General features: G+C 58.1%; 20 protein-coding genes. 15 read left to right on the top strand and 5 right to left on the bottom strand.

Annotation, left to right across the window (positions count from 1 at the left end; translation table 11 throughout):
- From yceG to KHQ28_RS19280, 13 genes are all read left to right on the top strand, one after another.
- A complete protein-coding gene (gene yceG, locus KHQ28_RS19340; RefSeq protein WP_211777652.1) occupies positions 1-1023 on the top strand; it encodes a cell division protein YceG in 1023 nt (340 codons plus the stop codon).
- Entirely contained in the window at positions 1013-1654 is a 642-nt protein-coding gene (gene tmk, locus KHQ28_RS19335) for a dTMP kinase (RefSeq protein WP_002900674.1), read from the top strand. Before yceG ends, tmk begins: the two co-directional genes overlap by 11 nt.
- Positions 1651-2655, top strand: coding sequence for a DNA polymerase III subunit delta' (gene holB, locus KHQ28_RS19330; protein WP_004147932.1), 1005 nt, complete (start codon positions 1651-1653; stop codon positions 2653-2655). Before tmk ends, holB begins: the two co-directional genes overlap by 4 nt.
- Positions 2656-2665: 10 nt before the next feature.
- Positions 2666-3460: a metal-dependent hydrolase gene (locus KHQ28_RS19325; protein WP_004140680.1), complete on the top strand. Its 795-nt coding sequence runs from the start codon at positions 2666-2668 to the stop codon at positions 3458-3460.
- Positions 3461-3756: 296 nt separating this feature from the next.
- Positions 3757-5199 (top strand): PTS glucose transporter subunit IIBC, encoded by a 1443-nt coding sequence (gene ptsG / locus KHQ28_RS19320; RefSeq protein WP_211777651.1) that lies wholly within the window; start codon positions 3757-3759, stop codon positions 5197-5199.
- Between the two features lie 261 nt (positions 5200-5460).
- Complete coding sequence (hinT, locus tag KHQ28_RS19315) at positions 5461-5817, top strand: purine nucleoside phosphoramidase (protein WP_002900681.1); 357 nt, start codon at positions 5461-5463, stop codon at positions 5815-5817.
- 4 nt (positions 5818-5821) lie between these two features.
- Positions 5822-6196: a YcfL family protein gene (locus KHQ28_RS19310; RefSeq protein WP_002900683.1), complete on the top strand. Its 375-nt coding sequence runs from the start codon at positions 5822-5824 to the stop codon at positions 6194-6196.
- Positions 6197-6217: 21 nt separating this feature from the next.
- Positions 6218-6856 carry a penicillin-binding protein activator LpoB gene (gene lpoB, locus KHQ28_RS19305; protein WP_014342994.1) on the top strand — a complete coding sequence of 213 codons (639 nt, stop codon included), beginning with the start codon at positions 6218-6220 and terminating at the stop codon, positions 6854-6856.
- Positions 6837-7664 carry a thiamine kinase gene (thiK, locus tag KHQ28_RS19300; protein ID WP_032419095.1) on the top strand — a complete coding sequence of 276 codons (828 nt, stop codon included), beginning with the start codon at positions 6837-6839 and terminating at the stop codon, positions 7662-7664. The genes lpoB and thiK overlap by 20 nt, the downstream gene beginning before the upstream one ends.
- Before the next feature lie 23 nt (positions 7665-7687).
- Entirely contained in the window at positions 7688-8698 is a 1011-nt protein-coding gene (gene nagZ / locus KHQ28_RS19295) for a beta-N-acetylhexosaminidase (protein ID WP_004147935.1), read from the top strand.
- Positions 8699-8733: 35 nt separating this feature from the next.
- Positions 8734-9276 carry an alpha/beta hydrolase YcfP gene (ycfP, locus tag KHQ28_RS19290; protein WP_002900775.1) on the top strand — a complete coding sequence of 181 codons (543 nt, stop codon included), beginning with the start codon at positions 8734-8736 and terminating at the stop codon, positions 9274-9276.
- Positions 9277-9521: 245 nt separating this feature from the next.
- Complete coding sequence (locus KHQ28_RS19285; protein WP_002900778.1) at positions 9522-10826, top strand: NAD(P)/FAD-dependent oxidoreductase; 1305 nt, start codon at positions 9522-9524, stop codon at positions 10824-10826.
- A 194-nt stretch (positions 10827-11020) separates the two neighbouring features.
- Positions 11021-11560, top strand: coding sequence for a glycine zipper 2TM domain-containing protein (locus KHQ28_RS19280; RefSeq protein WP_002900781.1), 540 nt, complete (start codon positions 11021-11023; stop codon positions 11558-11560).
- A gap of 57 nt (positions 11561-11617) precedes the next feature.
- Here the strand turns inward: KHQ28_RS19280 and KHQ28_RS19275 are convergent, their stop codons facing one another.
- The gene (locus tag KHQ28_RS19275) at positions 11618-13807 is read right to left on the bottom strand and encodes a TonB-dependent siderophore receptor (RefSeq protein ID WP_004150817.1); all 2190 of its coding nucleotides are present in this window, start codon (positions 13805-13807) and stop codon (positions 11618-11620) included.
- A 68-nt stretch (positions 13808-13875) separates the two neighbouring features.
- On the opposite strand from KHQ28_RS19275, the gene KHQ28_RS19270 reads away from it, so the two are divergent.
- A complete protein-coding gene (locus tag KHQ28_RS19270; RefSeq protein ID WP_009484243.1) occupies positions 13876-13998 on the top strand; it encodes a hypothetical protein in 123 nt (40 codons plus the stop codon).
- A gap of 52 nt (positions 13999-14050) precedes the next feature.
- On the opposite strand, the gene KHQ28_RS19265 is transcribed toward KHQ28_RS19270, so the two are convergent.
- Both KHQ28_RS19265 and KHQ28_RS19260 read right to left on the bottom strand, forming a co-directional pair.
- Positions 14051-14686 (bottom strand): TetR/AcrR family transcriptional regulator, encoded by a 636-nt coding sequence (locus KHQ28_RS19265; RefSeq protein WP_004140640.1) that lies wholly within the window; start codon positions 14684-14686, stop codon positions 14051-14053.
- On the bottom strand, positions 14683-14838 hold the full coding sequence (locus KHQ28_RS19260) for a hypothetical protein (RefSeq protein ID WP_032419093.1): 156 nt from the start codon (positions 14836-14838) through the stop codon (positions 14683-14685). The genes KHQ28_RS19265 and KHQ28_RS19260 overlap by 4 nt, the downstream gene beginning before the upstream one ends.
- Positions 14839-14935: 97 nt before the next feature.
- Here KHQ28_RS19260 and bhsA point away from each other — a divergent pair, with 97 nt between their 5' ends.
- Positions 14936-15193 carry a multiple stress resistance protein BhsA gene (gene bhsA, locus KHQ28_RS19255; RefSeq protein WP_002900788.1) on the top strand — a complete coding sequence of 86 codons (258 nt, stop codon included), beginning with the start codon at positions 14936-14938 and terminating at the stop codon, positions 15191-15193.
- 128 nt (positions 15194-15321) lie between these two features.
- Here the strand turns inward: bhsA and KHQ28_RS19250 are convergent, their stop codons facing one another.
- Entirely contained in the window at positions 15322-16281 is a 960-nt protein-coding gene (locus tag KHQ28_RS19250; protein ID WP_023279550.1) for a L,D-transpeptidase family protein, read from the bottom strand.
- Between the two features lie 163 nt (positions 16282-16444).
- Positions 16445-19167: transcription-repair coupling factor (gene mfd / locus KHQ28_RS19245; RefSeq protein ID WP_211777650.1), on the bottom strand; the 2723-nt coding region annotated here is incomplete at its 5' end.

The following is a 19167-nucleotide window of genomic DNA, read 5'->3' as shown; positions in this document are numbered from 1 at the left end:
ATGAAGAAAATGTTACGTTTTATCCTGTTGCTGGTCGTGCTGTTGGGCATCGCCGCGGCGGCAGGCATGTGGAAGGTACGCCAGCTGGCGGACAGCAAGCTGCTGATTAAGGAAGAGACCATCTTTACCCTCGAAGCCGGCACCGGCCGGCTGGCGCTGGGCCAGGATCTCTATCGCGAGAAGGTGATCAATCGCCCGCGCGTTTTCCAGTGGCTGCTGCGGGTGGAACCTGAGCTGTCTCACTTCAAGGCCGGGACCTATCGCTTCACGCCGCAAATGACGGTGCGCGAGATGTTGCAGCTGCTGGCCAGCGGCAAAGAGGTGCAGTTTCCGCTGCGCTTTGTCGAAGGCATGCGCGTCAGCGACTACCTGCGCCAGCTGCGCGATGCCCCGTACGTGAAGCACACGCTTGAAGACGATAGCTACGCGACGGTGGCTAAGGCATTAGGTCTTGAGCATGCCGACTGGGTAGAGGGCTGGTTCTGGCCGGATACCTGGATGTACACCGCCAACACCAGCGATATCGCCATCCTCAAGCGCGCGCATCAGAAAATGGTCGCCGAAGTGGCGAAGGTCTGGGAAGGACGGATGGAGAATCTGCCCTATGCCGATCAGAACCAGCTGTTGACCATGGCCTCGATTATTGAAAAAGAGACCGCGGTAGCGGAAGAGCGCGACCGCGTCGCGTCGGTATTTATCAACCGCCTGCGCATCGGTATGCGCTTGCAGACCGATCCGACCGTAATCTACGGGATGGGCGCAGGATATACTGGTAAGTTAACGCGTAAGGATCTCGAGACGCCGACCGCATACAATACTTATACCATCAGCGGTTTGCCGCCGGGCCCTATCGCGGTGCCGGGCGAGGCCTCGCTGAAGGCGGCCGCCCATCCGGCGAAAACGCCATATCTTTATTTCGTCGCCGACGGGAAAGGGGGCCATACGTTTACCACAAACCTGGTCAGTCATAACCGTGCGGTGCAGGATTATCTGAAAGTACTTAAGGAAAAAAATGCGCAGTAACTATATCGTCATCGAGGGGCTGGAGGGCGCCGGGAAGACCACCGCACGTCAACTGGTGGTGGAGACGCTGCAGTCGGCGGGTATTCACGATATGGTGTTTACCCGCGAGCCGGGGGGCACAATCCTTGCCGAAAAACTGCGTAGCCTGGTGCTGGATATCCAGTCCACGGGCGATGAAGTGATTAACGATAAAGCGGAAGTGCTGATGTTTTACGCGGCGCGCGTCCAGTTGGTGGAGACCGTGATTAAGCCCGCGCTGGCCCGCGGCCAGTGGGTGATCGGCGATCGTCACGATCTGTCGACGCAGGCCTATCAGGGCGGCGGCCGGGGAATTGACCGCACGATGCTGGCGACACTGCGCGACGCGGTACTCGGTGATTTTCGCCCCAATCTGACGCTGTATCTCGACGTCACGCCGGAAGTGGGGCTGCAGCGCGCCCGGGCCCGCGGCGAGCTGGATCGCATTGAGCAGGAGTCCATGAACTTTTTCAACCGTACCCGCGCGCGCTATCTTGAGCTGGCCGCCGCCGATCCTTCTATCCGCACGGTTGACGCAACTCAGCCGCTGGATGCCGTGGCGCGCGACATTCGCGCCACGATCGCCCAGTGGATGGCGGAGCAAGCGGCATGAAATGGTATCCGTGGCTGCGCCCCTCGTTCGAGCAACTGGTCGGTAGCTATCAGGCCGGACGAGGCCACCACGCCTTACTGTTACAGTCCCTGAACGGGATGGGCGGCGAGGCGTTGATTTACGCGCTGTGCCGCTTCCTGATGTGCCGCCAGCCCGAAGGACATAAAAGCTGCGGCCACTGCCATAGCTGTCAGCTGATGCAGGCCGGCACGCACCCCGATTACTATGCGCTCAGCCCCGAGAAGGGCAAGAGCGCGCTGGGTATTGACGCGGTGCGCGATGTCAATGAAAAGCTCTATGAACATGCGCGCCTTGGTGGGGCAAAAGTGGTCTGGATTAGCGATGCTGCCTTGCTGACCGATGCCGCCGCCAACGCGTTGCTGAAAACGCTGGAGGAGCCCCCGGAGAATACCTGGTTCTTCCTCGCCTGCGAGGAGCCGGCGCGTCTGCTGACCACTCTGCGCAGCCGCTGTCGCCTGCATCATCTGGCGCCGCCGTCTGAGCCTTATGCTCTGGCCTGGCTGGAGCGTGAGGTGAGCCTGCCGCAGGAGTCATTGTTGACCGCGTTACGCCTGTGCGCCAGCGCGCCGGCTGCGGCGCTCGAACTGTTACAGGAACCGCTGTGGACGGCGCGGCAGCAGTTGTGTCAGGCGCTGGCGGCTACCCTGGCGAGCGGTGACTGGCTGGCGCTGCTGCCGATACTCAATCATGAACAGGCGGCGGTTCGCCTGCACTGGCTGGCGTCGCTGCTGGTCGATGCGCAAAAACGACAGCAGGGGATTACCCTGGTGAGTAACCCTGACGTCTGGCCGCTGCTGGAGCAGCTGGCGCACAGCCTGCCCGCCGCCCGGCTGCAGGCGATTGCCCATGACGTCTGTACCTGCCGCGAGCAATTGCTCAACGTTGTCGGTGTCAACCGCGAACTGCTGCTTACCGAGCGCCTGCTGCGCTGGGAACATTACCTGCAACCTGGGACGGTTTTACCCGTCTCCCACCTCTGAGTGAGACATTATGTTTTTAGTCGACTCCCACTGCCATCTTGATGGTCTGGATTATCAAACTCTACACAAAAACGTCGACGACGTGCTGGCTAAAGCGGCCGCACGCGATGTGAAATTTTGCCTCGCCGTCGCCACGACGCTGCCTGGCTACCGCAGTATGCGCGAACTGGTGGGGACGCGTGACAACGTCGTCTTCTCCTGCGGCGTACACCCATTAAACCAGGACGAGCCCTGGGAGGTAGAGACTCTGCGCGCGCTGGCAGCGGAAGAGGGCGTCGTGGCGATGGGGGAGACCGGTCTGGATTATTTTTATACCCCGGAAACTAAAGCCCAACAGCAAAGCTCGTTCCGCGACCACATTCGTATCGGCCGTGAGCTCAATAAGCCGGTGATCGTCCATACCCGTGACGCGCGTGCCGATACTCTGGCGATTTTGCGCGAAGAAAAGGTGACGGATTGCGGTGGCGTACTACACTGTTTCACTGAGGACAGGGAGACAGCGGGCAAGCTGCTCGATATGGGGTTCTATATCTCGTTTTCCGGTATCGTCACTTTTCGTAACGCCGAGCAGCTGCGTGATGCGGCGCGCTACGTGCCGCTGGATCGCCTGCTGGTTGAAACCGATTCGCCGTACCTGGCGCCGGTCCCCCACCGCGGCAAAGAGAACCAGCCGGCGCTGGTCCGTGACGTTGCCGAGTATATGGCGGTACTGAAGGGGGTGTCGCTTGAGCAGCTGGCTCAGCAGACCACCGACAATTTTGCCACCCTGTTCCACATCGACCCCGCCCGTTTGCAACCTGCTTGATCTGCTTATTATTTTAAGGCTCGTAATTAATAGCCAAAGCGAGTAAAGTTCACCGCCACAAAAGTGGCGGTGAAGGTTTTTTAGCAACATCTGGATACAATTTATGTAAGTTGATGTAAATTTTTACCGGAAGGCTGATTGAAACGTGATAGCCGTCAAACAATCATCCCGTTAATTATTTTACTCTGTGTAATAAATAAAGGGCGCTTAGATGTCCTGTCCACGGCACGGTTCTCCCCCCGGGCCAATGCGTGAAAGCGTAAAAAAGTACCAAATACTCAGGAGCACTCTCAATTATGTTTAAGAATGCATTTGCTAACCTGCAGAAGGTCGGTAAATCGCTGATGCTGCCGGTATCCGTACTGCCTATCGCAGGTATCCTGCTGGGCGTCGGTTCCGCTAACTTCAGCTGGCTGCCAGCCGTGGTCTCCCACGTTATGGCAGAAGCAGGCGGTTCAGTTTTCGCCAATATGCCGCTGATCTTCGCTATCGGTGTGGCCCTCGGCTTCACCAATAACGACGGTGTATCCGCACTGGCTGCAGTCGTGGCTTACGGCATCATGGTGAAAACCATGGCGGTTGTTGCGCCGCTGGTGCTGCATTTACCTGCTGACGAGATTGCGGCAAAACACCTTGCTGATACCGGCGTGCTTGGCGGTATTATCTCCGGTGCTATCGCCGCCTACATGTTCAACCGCTTCTATCGCATCAAGCTGCCAGAATATCTCGGCTTCTTTGCGGGCAAGCGTTTTGTGCCGATTATCTCTGGTCTGGCCGCTATCTTCACCGGCGTGATCCTCTCCTTCATTTGGCCGCCGATCGGCTCCGCGATCCAAACCTTCTCCCAGTGGGCTGCTTATCAGAACCCAGTGGTGGCGTTTGGTATCTACGGTTTCATCGAACGTTGCCTGGTGCCGTTTGGTCTGCATCACATCTGGAACGTTCCTTTCCAGATGCAGATCGGCGAATACACCAACGCGGCTGGTCAGGTGTTCCACGGCGATATCCCGCGCTACATGGCAGGCGACCCGACNNACCCGACGGCGGGCAAACTGTCTGGCGGCTTCCTGTTCAAAATGTATGGTCTGCCGGCAGCGGCTATTGCTATTTGGCACTCTGCTAAACCGGAAAACCGCGCCAAAGTGGGCGGTATCATGATCTCCGCCGCGCTGACCTCGTTCCTGACCGGTATCACCGAGCCGATCGAGTTCTCGTTCATGTTCGTGGCGCCGATCCTGTACGTTATCCATGCCATTCTGGCGGGCCTGGCGTTCCCGATCTGTATCCTGCTGGGTATGCGTGACGGTACCTCGTTCTCTCACGGCCTGATCGACTTTATCGTGCTGTCCGGTAACAGCAGCAAGCTGTGGCTGTTCCCGATTGTTGGTATCTGCTATGCGATCGTGTACTACGTCATTTTCCGTGTGCTGATTAAAGCCCTGGATCTGAAAACACCGGGTCGTGAAGACACCACCGAAGAGAGCAAAGCTGGCGCCACCAGCGAGATGGCTCCGGCTCTGGTCGCCGCTTTCGGCGGTAAAGAGAACATCACCAACCTCGACGCATGTATTACTCGTCTGCGTGTTAGCGTGGCGGATGTAGCGAAAGTTGACCAGGCTGGCCTGAAAAAACTGGGCGCCGCTGGCGTGGTAGTGGCAGGTTCTGGCGTACAGGCCATCTTCGGTACCAAGTCCGATAACCTGAAAACTGAAATGGATGAGTACATCCGTAACAGTTAAGACGTAGTATCGGGGAGACTAAGGCAGCCAACTGGCTGCCTTTTTTATGCGCTAAAGTCGGTGCCCCACAAGCGATAACCCTGAAAACAGTCCGCCATATGCTTATTCCCTCAGCAGCTAAGTCTATAGTTGAATAAGAAAAAGAGCTTTCAGGTTGAAAGAGAGGGAGAATGTCGCTCATACTCTTAGCGGAACCTGTGCGTCCGCGTTTATCTGCAGAAGCAGGCCAGCGCACGGGATAAAACTTATAAGGAATCAGTCATGGCAGAAGAAACGATTTTCAGCAAAATCATTCGCCGGGAGATCCCGTCGGATATTGTCTATCAGGATGAGCTTGTGACCGCTTTTCGCGACATCTCCCCGCAGGCGCCCACCCATATTCTGATTGTCCCGAATGTTCTGATTCCTACCGTAAATGACGTCACCGCTGAACATGAGCTGGCGCTGGGCCGGATGATGACCGTCGCGGCGAAGATCGCCCGCGATGAAGGTCTTGCCGACGATGGCTATCGGTTGATCGTCAACTGCAACCGCCACGGCGGCCAGGAAGTGTACCATATCCATATGCATCTGCTGGGCGGTCGTCCGCTTGGCCCGATGCTGGCGCACAAAGGCTAACGTCATGCTCAGGACCCTTTTGGGCGCGTGTCTGGCGGCGGGGCTACTCGCCGGGTGTAGTTCACATCCGGAGATCCCGGTTTCTGACCAGCAGGCGCTGGTGATGGAGTCGAGCGTGCTGGCGGCGGGGATCAGCGCCAGCGAGCCTGCCGTCGTGGCGACAGAGATTCAGGCTACCGCCTCCTCAACGCTATATAACGAGCGCCAGCAGCCGGTTACCGTGCACTATCGTTTTTTCTGGTATGACGCCCGAGGGCTGGAGATGCATCCGCTGGACGCGCCGCGCACCATCGTGGTACCGGCCCGCTCCTCGGTCACGTTATATGGCAGCGCCAATATCCTGGGGGCGCATAAGGCCCGCCTTTATCTTTATCTGTAAGGGGTAATTATAATGATGAAAATGTGTCGCTATGCGTTAATCACAGCACTGGCGATATTCCTCGCAGGCTGTGCGGGGTTGCGGGAGCAGCCCGCGCCGGTAGAAGAGGCCAAACCGCAGCCGCAGCAGCCTGCGCAGCCGCAGCCCACGGTGCCGACCGTACCGGCGGTGCCCTCTGTCCCGGCGCAGCCTGGGCCGATTGAGCATCAGGATCAGCAGTCGGGTCAGCCGGCGCCGCGCGTGCGTCATTATGACTGGAACGGCGCGGTTCAGCCGCTGGTGGGGCAGATGCTGCAGGCGAGTGGGGTCAATGCCGGCAGTATTCTGCTGGTTGACAGCGTGAACAACCGCACCAACGGTTCGCTGAATGCTGGAGAAGCCACCACTGCGCTACGTAGTGCGCTGGCCGGTAACGGCAAATTTACCCTGGTATCGGCGCAGCAGCTGGCGGTCGCCAAGCAGCAGCTGGGCCTGTCGCCGCAGGACAGCCTTGGCAGCCGCAGCAAAGCCATGGGCATCGCCCGCAACGTGGGCGCGCAGTATGTGCTTTACTCCAATGCCACCGGCAACGTCAACGCGCCTGAGCTGAAAATGCAGCTCATGCTGGTGCAAACCGGTGAGATAATCTGGTCAGGTAAAGGTGCTGTTCAGCAACAATAAGCTAACGCGCGACGAGCTCTTGTCGCGCTTCTTTCCCCATTATCATCCTGTCGCCTCGCTGAGCCAGAGTGGCCTCAGCGGCGGCAGTGTGATTATCAGCGACGGCGACCGGCGGCACGTGCTGCGTCAGCCGCACGATCCGTCTGCCGCCACTTACCATTTTCGCCGTCAGTATCACGCACTCCGCCGACTGCCTGCCAGGCTGGCGCCAACCCCGCTGTTTTACTCACCCTGCTGGATGGTGGTGGAGTATTGCGCAGGGGAGGTGAAAAGCGAGTTACCGGCCTCCCCGCAGCTGTCAGGCTTATTGTATGATTTGCATCAGCAACCGCGGTTTGGCTGGCGGGTTAGCCTCACACCACTGCTGGCCCAGTACTGGCAGAGGTGCGATCCGGCGCGGCGCAAGCCGCGTTGGCTGCGCTGGCATCAGCGGCTGCGCCGCCAGGGCGAGCCCCGTCCCCTGCGGCTGGCGCCGCTGCACATGGACGTCCATGCCGGCAATATTATTCATAATGAGTCCGGCCTGAGGCTGATCGACTGGGAATATGCCGGCGATGGCGATATCGCGCTGGAGCTGGCCGCGGTGTGGATCACGCCTGGCGAGCGCCGTCGGCTGGTAGAAGCGTATGCCCGGCGGGCGGCCATCGACGCGCAGCTGCTTTGGCGGCAGGTTGCACTCTGGCGCCCGTGGGTACTGCTGCTGATGGCGGGCTGGTATGAAATGCGCTGGCGGCAGAGCGGGGACCGGCAATTTATCACGCTGGCAGATGAAATATGGTGTCAGTTAGACAACGAACGTAAAGGATAAGAGAGGTCAGTGTGGGCCCAGTGATGTTGGATGTCGAAGGGTATGAGCTGGATGCGGAAGAGCGAGAGATTCTGGCGCATCCGCTGGTGGGAGGGTTGATCCTCTTTACCCGAAATTATCACGATCCGGCGCAGCTGCGCGAGCTGGTGCGCCAGATCCGCGACGCCTCCCGGAACCATCTGGTGGTGGCGGTCGATCAGGAAGGGGGGCGGGTTCAGCGTTTCCGCGAAGGGTTTACCCGTTTACCGGCGGCCCAGTCTTTCGCCGCGTTGCTGGGGATGGAAGAGGGGGGCAAACTGGCCGCCGAAGCCGGCTGGCTGATGGCCAGCGAAATGATCGCCATGGATATCGATATTAGTTTTGCGCCAGTGCTGGACGTCGGCCATATCAGCGCCGCAATCGGCGAACGTTCTTATCATGAAGATCCGCAGAAAGCGCTGACGATGGCGCGTCACTTCATTGACGGGATGCACGCCGCGGGCATGAAAACCACCGGCAAACACTTCCCGGGTCACGGGGCGGTGACTGCCGATTCGCACAAAGAGACGCCGTTCGATCCGCGGGCGGCATCGGTTATCCGCGACCATGATATGGCGGTGTTCAAAAGCCTTATCGCCGAGCAGCGTCTGGACGCCATTATGCCGGCGCATGTGATTTACCCGGAGCTCGATCCGCGTCCGGCCAGCGGCTCGGCGTACTGGCTGAAAACGGTGCTGCGCGGCGAACTGGGCTTTGACGGGGTGATTTTCTCCGACGATCTGTCGATGGAAGGGGCGGCGATCATGGGCAGCTATGCCGAACGCGGTCAGGCATCGCTCGACGCCGGTTGCGATATGATCCTCGTCTGCAATAATCGTAAAGGCGCGGTCAGTGTGCTGGATAACCTGTCGCCGATCAAAGCAGAGCGTGTTACGAAATTGTATCATAAAGGTTCCTTTTCCCGTCAGGAGTTAAGGGATTCAGCCCGTTGGAAAACGGTGAGTGCCCAGCTGGAGCAGCTTCATGCGCGCTGGCAAGAGGCGAAGTCCGCGTAACGCTCTACGGGGCGTTGTTGTCTGGTGAGGATGCGATGATTATCTATTTACACGGTTTTGACTCGAACAGCCCCGGTAACCATGAGAAGGTGATGCAGCTGCAGTTTATCGACCCGGACGTGCGGTTGATTAGCTACAGCACGCGGCATCCCAAGCACGATATGCAGCATTTGCTGAAAGAGGTCGATAAAATGCTGCAGCTCACTGCCGATGACCGGCCGCTGATCTGCGGCGTCGGCCTTGGCGGCTACTGGGCGGAGCGGATTGGTTTTCTGTGCGATATCCGCCAGGCGGTGTTCAATCCAAACCTGTTTCCGCATGAGAACATGGAAGGCAAAATCGACCGACCGGAAGAGTATGCTGACATCGCCACCAAGTGCGTGACCAACTTCCGCGAGAAGAACCGCGATCGCTGCCTGGTGGTGCTTTCCCGCCAGGACGAGGCGTTGGACAGCCAGCGTTCCGCCGATCTCCTGCACCACTATTATGAAATTATCTGGGATGAAGAGCAGACCCATAAGTTTAAAAATATCTCGCCGCATCTGCAGCGGCTGAAAGCGTTTAAAACCCTCGGCTAACTGCTTTTCCCTTGTTCCCAAACCCGCGTCGGGTTCACCACGCGGGTTTTTTCATGTCTACACTTATTGGTTTCGCTGAAAAAATACGCGACAAAACTTGATGCACATCAATTTTGGTATGACCAATGCACCGTTCATGGTATTCTCGACAGTGCTGAATGGTTTCATTAACGTAACTTGTTGTTAAATAAAGGCTATTTCAATAACTTTTATTTAACAATTGGTTAATAATTTTAGGGGTACACATGACTACGCCATTGAAAAAAATCGTAATTGTGGGTGGCGGCGCTGGCGGACTGGAACTGGCAACTCAGCTGGGGAGAAAGTTAGGGCGCCATAAGAAAGCGAAAATCACCCTGGTGGACCGTAACCACAGCCATCTGTGGAAGCCGCTGCTGCACGAAGTGGCCACCGGTTCTCTGGATGAAGGCGTTGATGCGCTGAGCTATCTGGCCCATGCCCGCAACCACGGTTTCCAGTTCCAGCTGGGCTCGGTGGTTGATATCAACCGCGAAGGGAAAACCATCACCCTCGGCGAGCTGCGCAATGAAAAAGGCGAGCTGCTGGTGGCTGAGCGTAAACTGCCGTACGACACGCTGGTCATGGCGTTGGGCAGTACCTCGAATGACTTTAATACCCCTGGCGTAAAAGAGAACTGCATTTTCCTCGACAACCCGCACCAGGCGCGTCGCTTCCATCAGGAAATGCTCAACCTGTTCCTTAAATACTCTGCTAACCTCGGCGCTAACGGTAAAGTAAATATCGCCATCGTCGGCGGCGGCGCCACCGGCGTGGAGCTCTCCGCTGAGTTGCACAATGCGGTGAAACAGCTGCACAGCTACGGCTACAAAGGGCTGACCAACGAAGCGCTGAACGTCACGCTGGTCGAGGCGGGTGAGCGCATTCTGCCTGCGCTGCCGCCGCGCATTTCCGGGGCAGCGCATAATGAGCTGACTAAGCTGGGCGTACGGGTTCTGACGCAGACCATGGTCACCAGCGCGGATGCGGGCGGCCTGCACACTAAAGATGGCGAATATATTGAGGCGGATCTAATGGTCTGGGCGGCGGGGATCAAAGCGCCAGATTTCATGAAAGAGATTGGCGGCCTCGAAACCAACCGTATCAATCAGCTGGTGGTCGAGCCGACGCTGCAGACTACCCGCGATGCGGATATTTTCGCCATCGGCGACTGCGCCTCCTGCGCCCGTCCGGAAGGCGGCTTTGTGCCTCCGCGGGCCCAGGCGGCGCACCAGATGGCTACCTGCGCGCTGAACAACATCCTGGCGCAGATGAAAGGCAAACCTCTGAAGGCATACACCTATAAAGACCATGGCTCGCTGGTGTCGCTGTCAAATTACTCCACCGTCGGCAGCCTGATGGGTAACCTGATGCGCGGTTCGATGATGGTAGAAGGGCGCATTGCGCGCTTCGTGTACATCTCCCTGTACCGTATGCACCAGATTGCCCTGCATGGTTACTTCAAGACCGGCCTGATGATGCTGGTTGGGCGCATCAACCGCATCATTCGCCCGCGCCTGAAGCTGCACTAATCGCTGTCGCGACCCGGAGGCGCGCTCTGAGGGCGCCTCCGGGCTCTTCTGCTGGAACCGCAGAGATCCCGCTCGGAATCCTCTGAATCCCTTTGATTTGCAGCGAATTCTCGCACTTTTCATCCGCTATCTGATTTGCGCCCTCCCGGCTCCGGTTGCAAAATTGTATCAACAGCAACAAAGGAGGAACTCCCGTGAATAAATCTATGTTGGCGGGTATAGGGATAGGCGTGGCTGCCGCGCTGGGCGTTGCAGCTGTCGCTGGTCTCAACGTGTTGGATCGCGGCCCGCAGTATGCGCAAGTGGTCTCCAGTACACCGATTAAAGAAACCGTGAAAACGCCGCGTCAGGAATGCCGCAATGTCACGGTGACTCATCGTCGTCCGGTACAGGATGAAAACCGCATCGCCGGTTCGGTGTTGGGCGCGGTGGCGGGCGGGGTGATTGGCCACCAGTTTGGCGGCGGTCACGGACGCAGCGTGGCGACGGTCGTAGGTGCGCTGGGCGGCGGCTATGCAGGCAACCAGATCCAGGGCGCGATGCAGGACAACGATACCTACACCACCACCCAGCAGCGCTGCAAAACGGTGTATGACAAATCCGATAAAATGCTCGGCTACGATGTGACCTATAAGATAGGCGATCAGCAGGGGAAAATCCGCATGGATCACGATCCCGGCAGCCAGATCCCGCTGGACAACAACGGCCAGCTGGTCCTGAACAACAAAATCTAAAAACAGATTTGTGTAGTGATTAGCCCCTCAATCGCTCAGGCTGAGGGGCTTTTTTTATCAGAAGGTTAAGGCGTAGTTCAGACCAAAGGTGCGGCCACGACCTTTGTACTCATACAGCGATGAACTGCCGTAGGTTGGGCTGTAGAGCAGCGGCGCGCGCTGGCCCCATATAGTCACATAGTCTTCGTTAAGCAGGTTTTCGATACTGAAGGTCAGTTTCCCCACCGGCAGCGCGTAACTACCGATAAAATCGACGGTGTTATAGCCTTCCAGCTTGTTACCGGCGGCATCGCTGAGGTCAAATACCTGCTGACTCTGCACGCGCAGGCTCCACGGATCCGGCGCCCACCCCACCCAGGCGGTGGCTTTAGACGGCGAGGCGAGGGTGACGTCCCATTTTTGCCAGCGGCCGTCGGTCTGCACCTGGGATTTCAGCACGTTAAAGTTACCGCCGACGCTCCAGTCGCTATCCGGAATAAAGTAGTCGACCGCCCCCTCAACGCCGTAAATACGCCGTTTGTCGGACTGAACGTCGATGGTCATGTCGGTGCGGTTGACGACAATGGTCTTATCCGAGGTCGAGTAATACGCCGCCAGCTGGGTGCGCAGGTTATCGCCGGTGTAGCGCCAGCCCAGCTCATACGAGTTAACTTTGATCCCCTGCAGCGGCGAGTCATCGACGTTGACGCTGGAGATCAGCGGCAGATGACCATTCACCGCAGCGCCATATTTACCGATGCCATAGTATTTACCAGGGTCCGGTAGCTCGACACCCTGCGAGAAGTTAAACCAGGTTTGTTGACGCTCGGTCAGGTGGGCCACGATCCCGGCGTTAAACAGGAAATTGTCATAATCGGTTTTGCCGCCTTTGATGGCGTCGGCGGAGCGCGCTTTGCCGTTGGCGATATCCTGCTGCTGGGCGTAGCCGACAAAGTCGTCGACCCGGTTTTCGGTCCACTGGTAGCGTACCCCGCCGCTGACGGTAAAGATATCGTTCAGATCGTAGCTGGACTGCAGGAATGGCGCGACATTGGAAATACTGTATCCCGGGTAGCGGCCGGTTGTGTAGATCGATTCGTTGTGCAACCCGCCGGAGGCCATCGATTGTGGCAGATCGAAGAACATTTGGTTGGCATTAAAGGTCTCATGATCGGCGTCGAGACCCCAGGTGAGATCCCACCCCGCCAGCGGTTGGCTGTTGAGGGTCAGCTTGGCCCCATACTGATCGGTATCCTGCTGCGACGAGGAGAAGCTACTGACCTGACCTTTCGTGAGCGTCGGGAACGGATAGAAGGTGAGGGACTCATCGCGATAGTACACCTGGCTCACCAGATTCTGGCCGAAAAAGTCGGCATCGGAGTACTGGAGGCTGATCAGATGGCGTTCGGTGCCGGGGATACGGTCGGAATTGAGCCCGTCGGTGGTATACGCTTTGCCGCCGCTGGTGACCGCGGACATGTTCTTCCCGAGCCACAGACCGTAGTCATCATCGCCCTGGCTTTTATAATACTGGGTGACCAGCTGCAGCTGGCGGTTATCATCGATCTCAATCGTCCCCGTCCCCATCACGTCGAGGCGGTCAGAGTGCTGGAGCCCCGTTTGGGTATTATCGAGGATCAGCGCATCGTTATTGCCGTCGTACCAGCCGCCGAAACGCTGATAGGCTACCGACAAGCGGCCGGATGCGTGGTCTGTTCCGCCGCTGACGGCCGCCGCGACGCGCTCATCATGATCGTTGCTGTTCGCAAAACCGCTCTTGCTGCCCACCTCAAGATCGACCTGACGATCCTGCTGCCCCTTTTTGGTAACGATGTTGATAAGCCCGCCGGTACTGCCCCCGCCGTACAGCGAGGTCGCTCCGGAGATCACTTCGATATGTTCGATGTTGAATGGATCGATGGCGTCGAGCTGGCGGCTGTCGGTGCGTGAGGAGTTGAGTCGGACGCCGTCAATCAGCACGACGATCGCGCGCCCGCGCATGTTCATCCCATAGTTGGTCCGCCCCTGGCTGCTGACGTCGATGCCGGGGATCAGCTGCGCCAGCACGTCTTTGAACTCTTTCCCGCCCTGGACCTGCTGCTCAATCTCCTGGCCCTCAATGACCCAGGTGGTTTGGGCCATTTCGGCCACGGTGCGATGGGTGCGGTTTGCGCTAACGATGATGCTGTCTTCATCAGACTGAGCCGCCAGCGCAGGCAGCGTGCTGGCCAGCAGCAGAGGGTGGAGCACCCAGAGGCGCTTTTTCATATCCATTCCTTTTATGAGCAAGTTGCTTTGTCGTTGTTATGGGCCGGCGTCGGCCGGTATTCGTTACAATGCGAAACATCTGGAAAAACTCAAAAAAGGATTTTGCACATAATGAATATCGCAATCAATATCATTTGCGTTTATCTTGCGCGAGAAAAGATAATAAAAATCAATCTATTTTGTGGGGATAAAGCCAACAGGAGAGCGGATCCGGCGGCAGAATACCGCCGGAAGCAGGGCGCATCAGGACTCGAGGACCTGCGGCCAGAGACGGAGAGTGGTATCGGTGATTTGCATCAGCTTGTCGAAATCCGCGCCTTCCCGGGCGCTAATCGACATCCCCTGCAGAACGCAGTTAAGAAATTGCGCCAGCTGCGCGACATCGCGGCCCGCGGGCAGTTCGCCCTGCGCCTGCCGCTGCTGCAGAAACTGGGTTAGCGCCTGCTCCTGCATCGCATGGCGGGATTTGATGGTATTGGCGATATCCGTCGAGGAGGCGGCCAACGCGGCGGAGGTATTGATGATAAAGCAGCCGGCCGGCGTCTCTTTGCTGGTAAAGCAGGTGGCGACCGCCGTGAAGTAGTCACGCAACGCGCGATCGACGGATTTTCCCTCGGCAAACAGCACGGCTTCGTGCTTCGCGGCAAAGCGCGAAATGTAACGATCCAACACTGCGCGGAATAGGCCTTCTTTATTCACAAATTCCGCATACAGGGTGGGGGCTTTTGCTCCTGTCGCCTCGACCAGATCGGCGAGCGAGGTCGCCTCATAGCCGTGCTGCCAGAAGAGTGTCATGGCTTTGTCCAGCGCCGCATCCCTGTCGAACACCTTCGGTCGGCCACGGCTTTTTTTGGCGCAACTTTGAACGTCAGTTGTCATGGTGCCGTTGTACCTATGTTGGTTTGGTGAAAGGCCATTATAAAAATAAACGATCGCCGGGGCCAGCGCTGTCGGTTTAAAAATAAATAACTCATATATGTATGAAATTTAAGCATTTTATAAATAGTTAAACGATCGTTATAAAAATGCATTGACGTGTGACATAGATCACATTATTATTTACCTATCGATCGTTAAGTTAATGCTTGCGACCCTACTATAAAATTCATCTGCACAGGTATAATAATCATGAAAACCGTTAATACTCTGGCTATTGCCGCCGTTTTAAGTTCCCTTTCTTTCGCCAGCTTTGCCGCTGTAGAGGTGCAGTCCACCCCTGCAGGACAGCATAAAGTAGGCACCATCTCTGCTTCTGCCGGGACTAACCTGGGCTCGCTGGAAGACCAGCTGGCGCAGAAAGCGGATGAGATGGGCGCCACTTCATACCGTATTACTTCGGTAACCGGTCCGAATACCCTTCACGGTACCGCCGTTATCTACAAGTAAGCCCGATGCGTCGCTGCCCGGCCCCCTTCACCGGACAGCGATGAGTAAGACCCTGTTGTACCCCTGTTTGACCCTTGCCAACAAAAAACCCGCCATCAGGCGGGTTTTTTGTTTTGTGCAGCGTAAGACTACAACGACTGCGGTCCTGGGTCAGCATGACGGGTGACGTCAATCGGCATGCCCGAGCGGTAATTCATCGCGCGCTCCATCACCGTCCCGTCGGTCTGCGGCGCCTGTTTGAACGCAGTCATGGCCGCATTAAGCGTAATGGGCAGGGTCTGCGGGTCGTCATCGATATGCTCAGACAGCGGCTGATGGACCTCAACCAGACGGCGGCCATCCGGCTCAACCGACGCCTTGATCGGCGTGTTGATAATGTTCACCTTCGTGCCCGGCGAGATAGTGTTGTACAGCGCCTTGATATCGTTATCGCGCAGACGAATGCAGCCGGAACTGACGCGCATACCGATGCCGAAATCGGCATTGGTGCCGTGCAGGAGATAGACTCCGCCATAGGCGGCGAGGCGGATGGCGTGATGGCCCATCGGATTGTCAGGACCAGCAGGCACTACCGCCGGCAGCTCAATCCCCATAGCCTTGTAGCGCGCGCGAATGTTGGCGGTAGGTGTCCAGGTCGGATTGGCCCGTTTGTCGGACACGGTTGTGACCATCGTCGGTGTGATGGTGGTCCCACCCAGCTGGCCGATGCCGATTGGGTAGACGGTCACTTCATTTTTGCCCGGCGGGTAATAGTAGAGGCGCAGTTCGGCGAGGTTAATCACCAGCCCTTCGCGCGGCGCATCGGGCAGCAGCGTCTGCAGGGGGATGGTCAGCACGCTGCCGGCGCGCGGAACATAGGGGTCAACCCCGGGATTGGCCTGCAGCAGGGCCAGGAAGCCGACATTGTACTTCTTGGCAATCGCTTCCAGCGAACCGCCGTCATCCTGTACCACATGAAACTGATTCTGACCCACCAGCCGGCTGCCCGGCGGGGGAAGGGGCCAGGTGTTAGCGCGCGCGGGGAGGGCCAGCGCGGCGACTAACGCGACTAGCGTCAGCCAAAGCGTCACGGGGAAACGGTTTCTCATTACCATAACTCCAAAATATGTAAGTGGTTATTTTTATACGAAAAGCAGATGAGATTATGGCGTGAGTCTGTGTGGGGAAATCCAGGCGGATTGCAAAATGTTTGTAAAGATTGCGAGGTATGTGGGAAGGGAGATACGGCAGCGGGGCCGTATCTCCTGCCAGTCAGGCGACGGCGTTCTCTTCCAGCTGACGCATAAACTGGCGAACCCAGTCCATCCGCGTCTTACGCTCCTCCAGGTCCTGCATGAACTTCAGGCGCGTGGGACCGTCCAGGCGGAAGTGCTGGGGCTGCTTCTGCAGCAGGCCGATCAGCCACACCGGATTGACGTTGTTTTTCTCGTTAAATTCGATCACGCCGCCTTTTTCGTTGCTTTCCAGCTTGCGGATCCCTAACTTTTGCGCCTGCTGACGCAGACGGGCGATATCCAGCAGGTTGCGGGCGGCATCGGGCAGGCGGCCAAAACGATCGATCAGCTCGACTTTGATCTCCTCCAGATCCTGTTCGTTTTTGGCGCTGGCAATGCGCTTATAGAATGACAGGCGCGTATTGACGTCAGGGATGAAATCATCAGGCAGCAGGGAAGGCATGCGCAGTTCAACCTCCGTCTGCTGACTGGTGAGATCTTCCAGCGAGGGTTCACGCCCGGCTTTCAGCGCATCGACTGCGTTCTCCAGCAGCTCCATATACAGGGAGAAACCGATGGTTTCCATCTGACCGCTCTGATCTTCCCCAAGCAGTTCCCCGGCCCCGCGAATCTCCAGATCGTGGGTTGCCAGCGCAAAGCCGGCGCCGAGATCCTCCAGCGACGCAATGGCCTCGAGGCGCTTTTGCGCATCGGTGGTCATCGCTTTCGGATGCGGCGTCAGCAGCCAGGCATAGGCCTGGTGATGCGAACGGCCAACGCGGCCGCGCAGTTGGTGCAGCTGGGCGAGGCCAAAATGGTCGGCGCGTTCGATGATGATGGTGTTGGCGGTGGGAATGTCGATCCCGGTTTCGATGATGGTGGTGCACACCAGCACATTGAAGCGTTGATGATGGAAGTCATTCATCACCCGCTCCAGTTCGCGCTCCCTCATCTGACCGTGACCGATGGCGATCCGCGCCTCCGGCACCAACTCCGCCAGCTTGTCGGCGGCTTTCTGGATGTTCTCAACGTCATTAAACAGATAGTAGACCTGGCCGCCGCGCAGCGTTTCGCGCAGGATCGCCTCGCGCACCACCAGGGCGTCATATTCGCGAACGAAGGTCTTCACCGCCAGGCGGCGCGCCGGCGGCGTGGCGATGATCGACAGATCGCGCATCCCGCTCATCGCCATGTTCAGCGTCCGCGGGATCGGCGTGGCGGTGAGGGTCAGGATATCGACATCGGCGCGCATCGCTTTGATGCGCTCTTTATGCCGCACGCCAAACCGGTGCTCTTCGTCGACGATCAGCAGCCCGAGATCGCGCAGCTTCACCTCGCTCTGCAGCAGCTTGTGGGTGCCGATCAAGATATCGATTTTGCCTTCCGCGGCCTGCTCGAGGATCTGCGCCTGCTCTTTAGCGCTGCGGAAGCGGGAGAGCATTTCGATGCGTACCGGCCAGTTGGCGAAACGATCGCGGAAATTGTCATAGTGCTGCTGAGCCAGCAGGGTGGTCGGCACCAGCACCGCCACCTGCTTGTGGTTCTCCACGGCGAGGAAGGCGGCGCGCATGGCCACTTCGGTCTTGCCGAAGCCCACATCGCCGCACACCAGGCGGTCCATGGCCAGCGGCTGGCACATATCGCTGAGGACGGCGTTGATCGCCTGCGCCTGATCCGGCGTGGTTTCAAATGGGAAACCGTCGCAGAACAGCTGATACTGTTCGCGGTCGTGTTTAAAGGCAAAACCCGCCTTCGCCGCGCGCTGGGCATAGATATCCAGCAGCTCGGCCGCCACGTCGCGTACTTTCTCAGCCGCTTTTTGTCGCGCCCGGGTCCAGGCATCGCCGCCCAGCTTGTGCAGGGGGGCGTTTTCTTCCGCCCCGCCGGCGTAGCGGCTGATAAGATGCAGGGACGATACCGGAACGTATAGCTTGGCATCGTTGGCGTAGGTCAGCATCAGATATTCGCCGGTGATGCCGCCGGCTTCCAGGGTAGTCATGCCCGCGTAGCGGCCCACGCCGTGTTCCAGGTGAACGACCGGCTGGCCGATATGCAGTTCGGCGAGGTTGCGAATCAGAGTGTCAGGGTTAATGGTGCGTCGCGAATCCTGACGACGGCGCGCCACCCGCTCGCCGAGCAGGTCGCTCTCGCAAATCAGCGCCAGGCCGCGCTGGCTGTCGATAAACCCGTGCTCGGCGGCGCCAATCATCAGATAGCGGCCGTTGCCGGTGGCTTCCTCCAGACGCAGCACATGTTTTGGCGCAACTTTAATCCGCGCCAGCATTTCGCTCAGCGCTTCACGGCGGCCTTCGCTTTCCACCGAGAAGATCACCGGACCGGTAAAGGACTCGAGGAAGCGGCGCAGATTATCCAGCGGCGCTTTGTTCTGCGCCTGGACGGCGAGGTCCGGCAGCGTCTGGTAGCCCAGATTAGTATTCGCCGCTTTGTCCGCCAGACGTTCGGTTTTCAGCTGCACGCGCGGCCATTTTTTCAGTTCGCTGAATAGCTCATTGCTGCGCAGCCACAGCAGCTCAGGCGGCAGGAGCGGGCGCATCGGGTCGACGCCGCGGTTTTCAAAGCGGGCGCGGGCTTCATTCTGGAATCGTTCCGCGCTGGCCTCGAGATCGCCGGTGTTGACGATCAGCGTGCTGGCCGGGAAATAGCTGAATAACGGCGGCAGCGGCTCGCTGAAGAACAGCGGTTGCCAGTATTCGATACCGGCAGGTAGCGTCCCTTTACTGACCTGCTGATAGATGTGCT

Source organism: Klebsiella sp. 28 (assembly GCF_018223905.1).
Classification (GTDB): Bacteria; Pseudomonadota; Gammaproteobacteria; order Enterobacterales; family Enterobacteriaceae; genus Klebsiella; species Klebsiella pneumoniae.
Note: the sequence above shows the minus strand (reverse complement) of the source record. Positions and strands in the feature narration are given on the sequence as shown.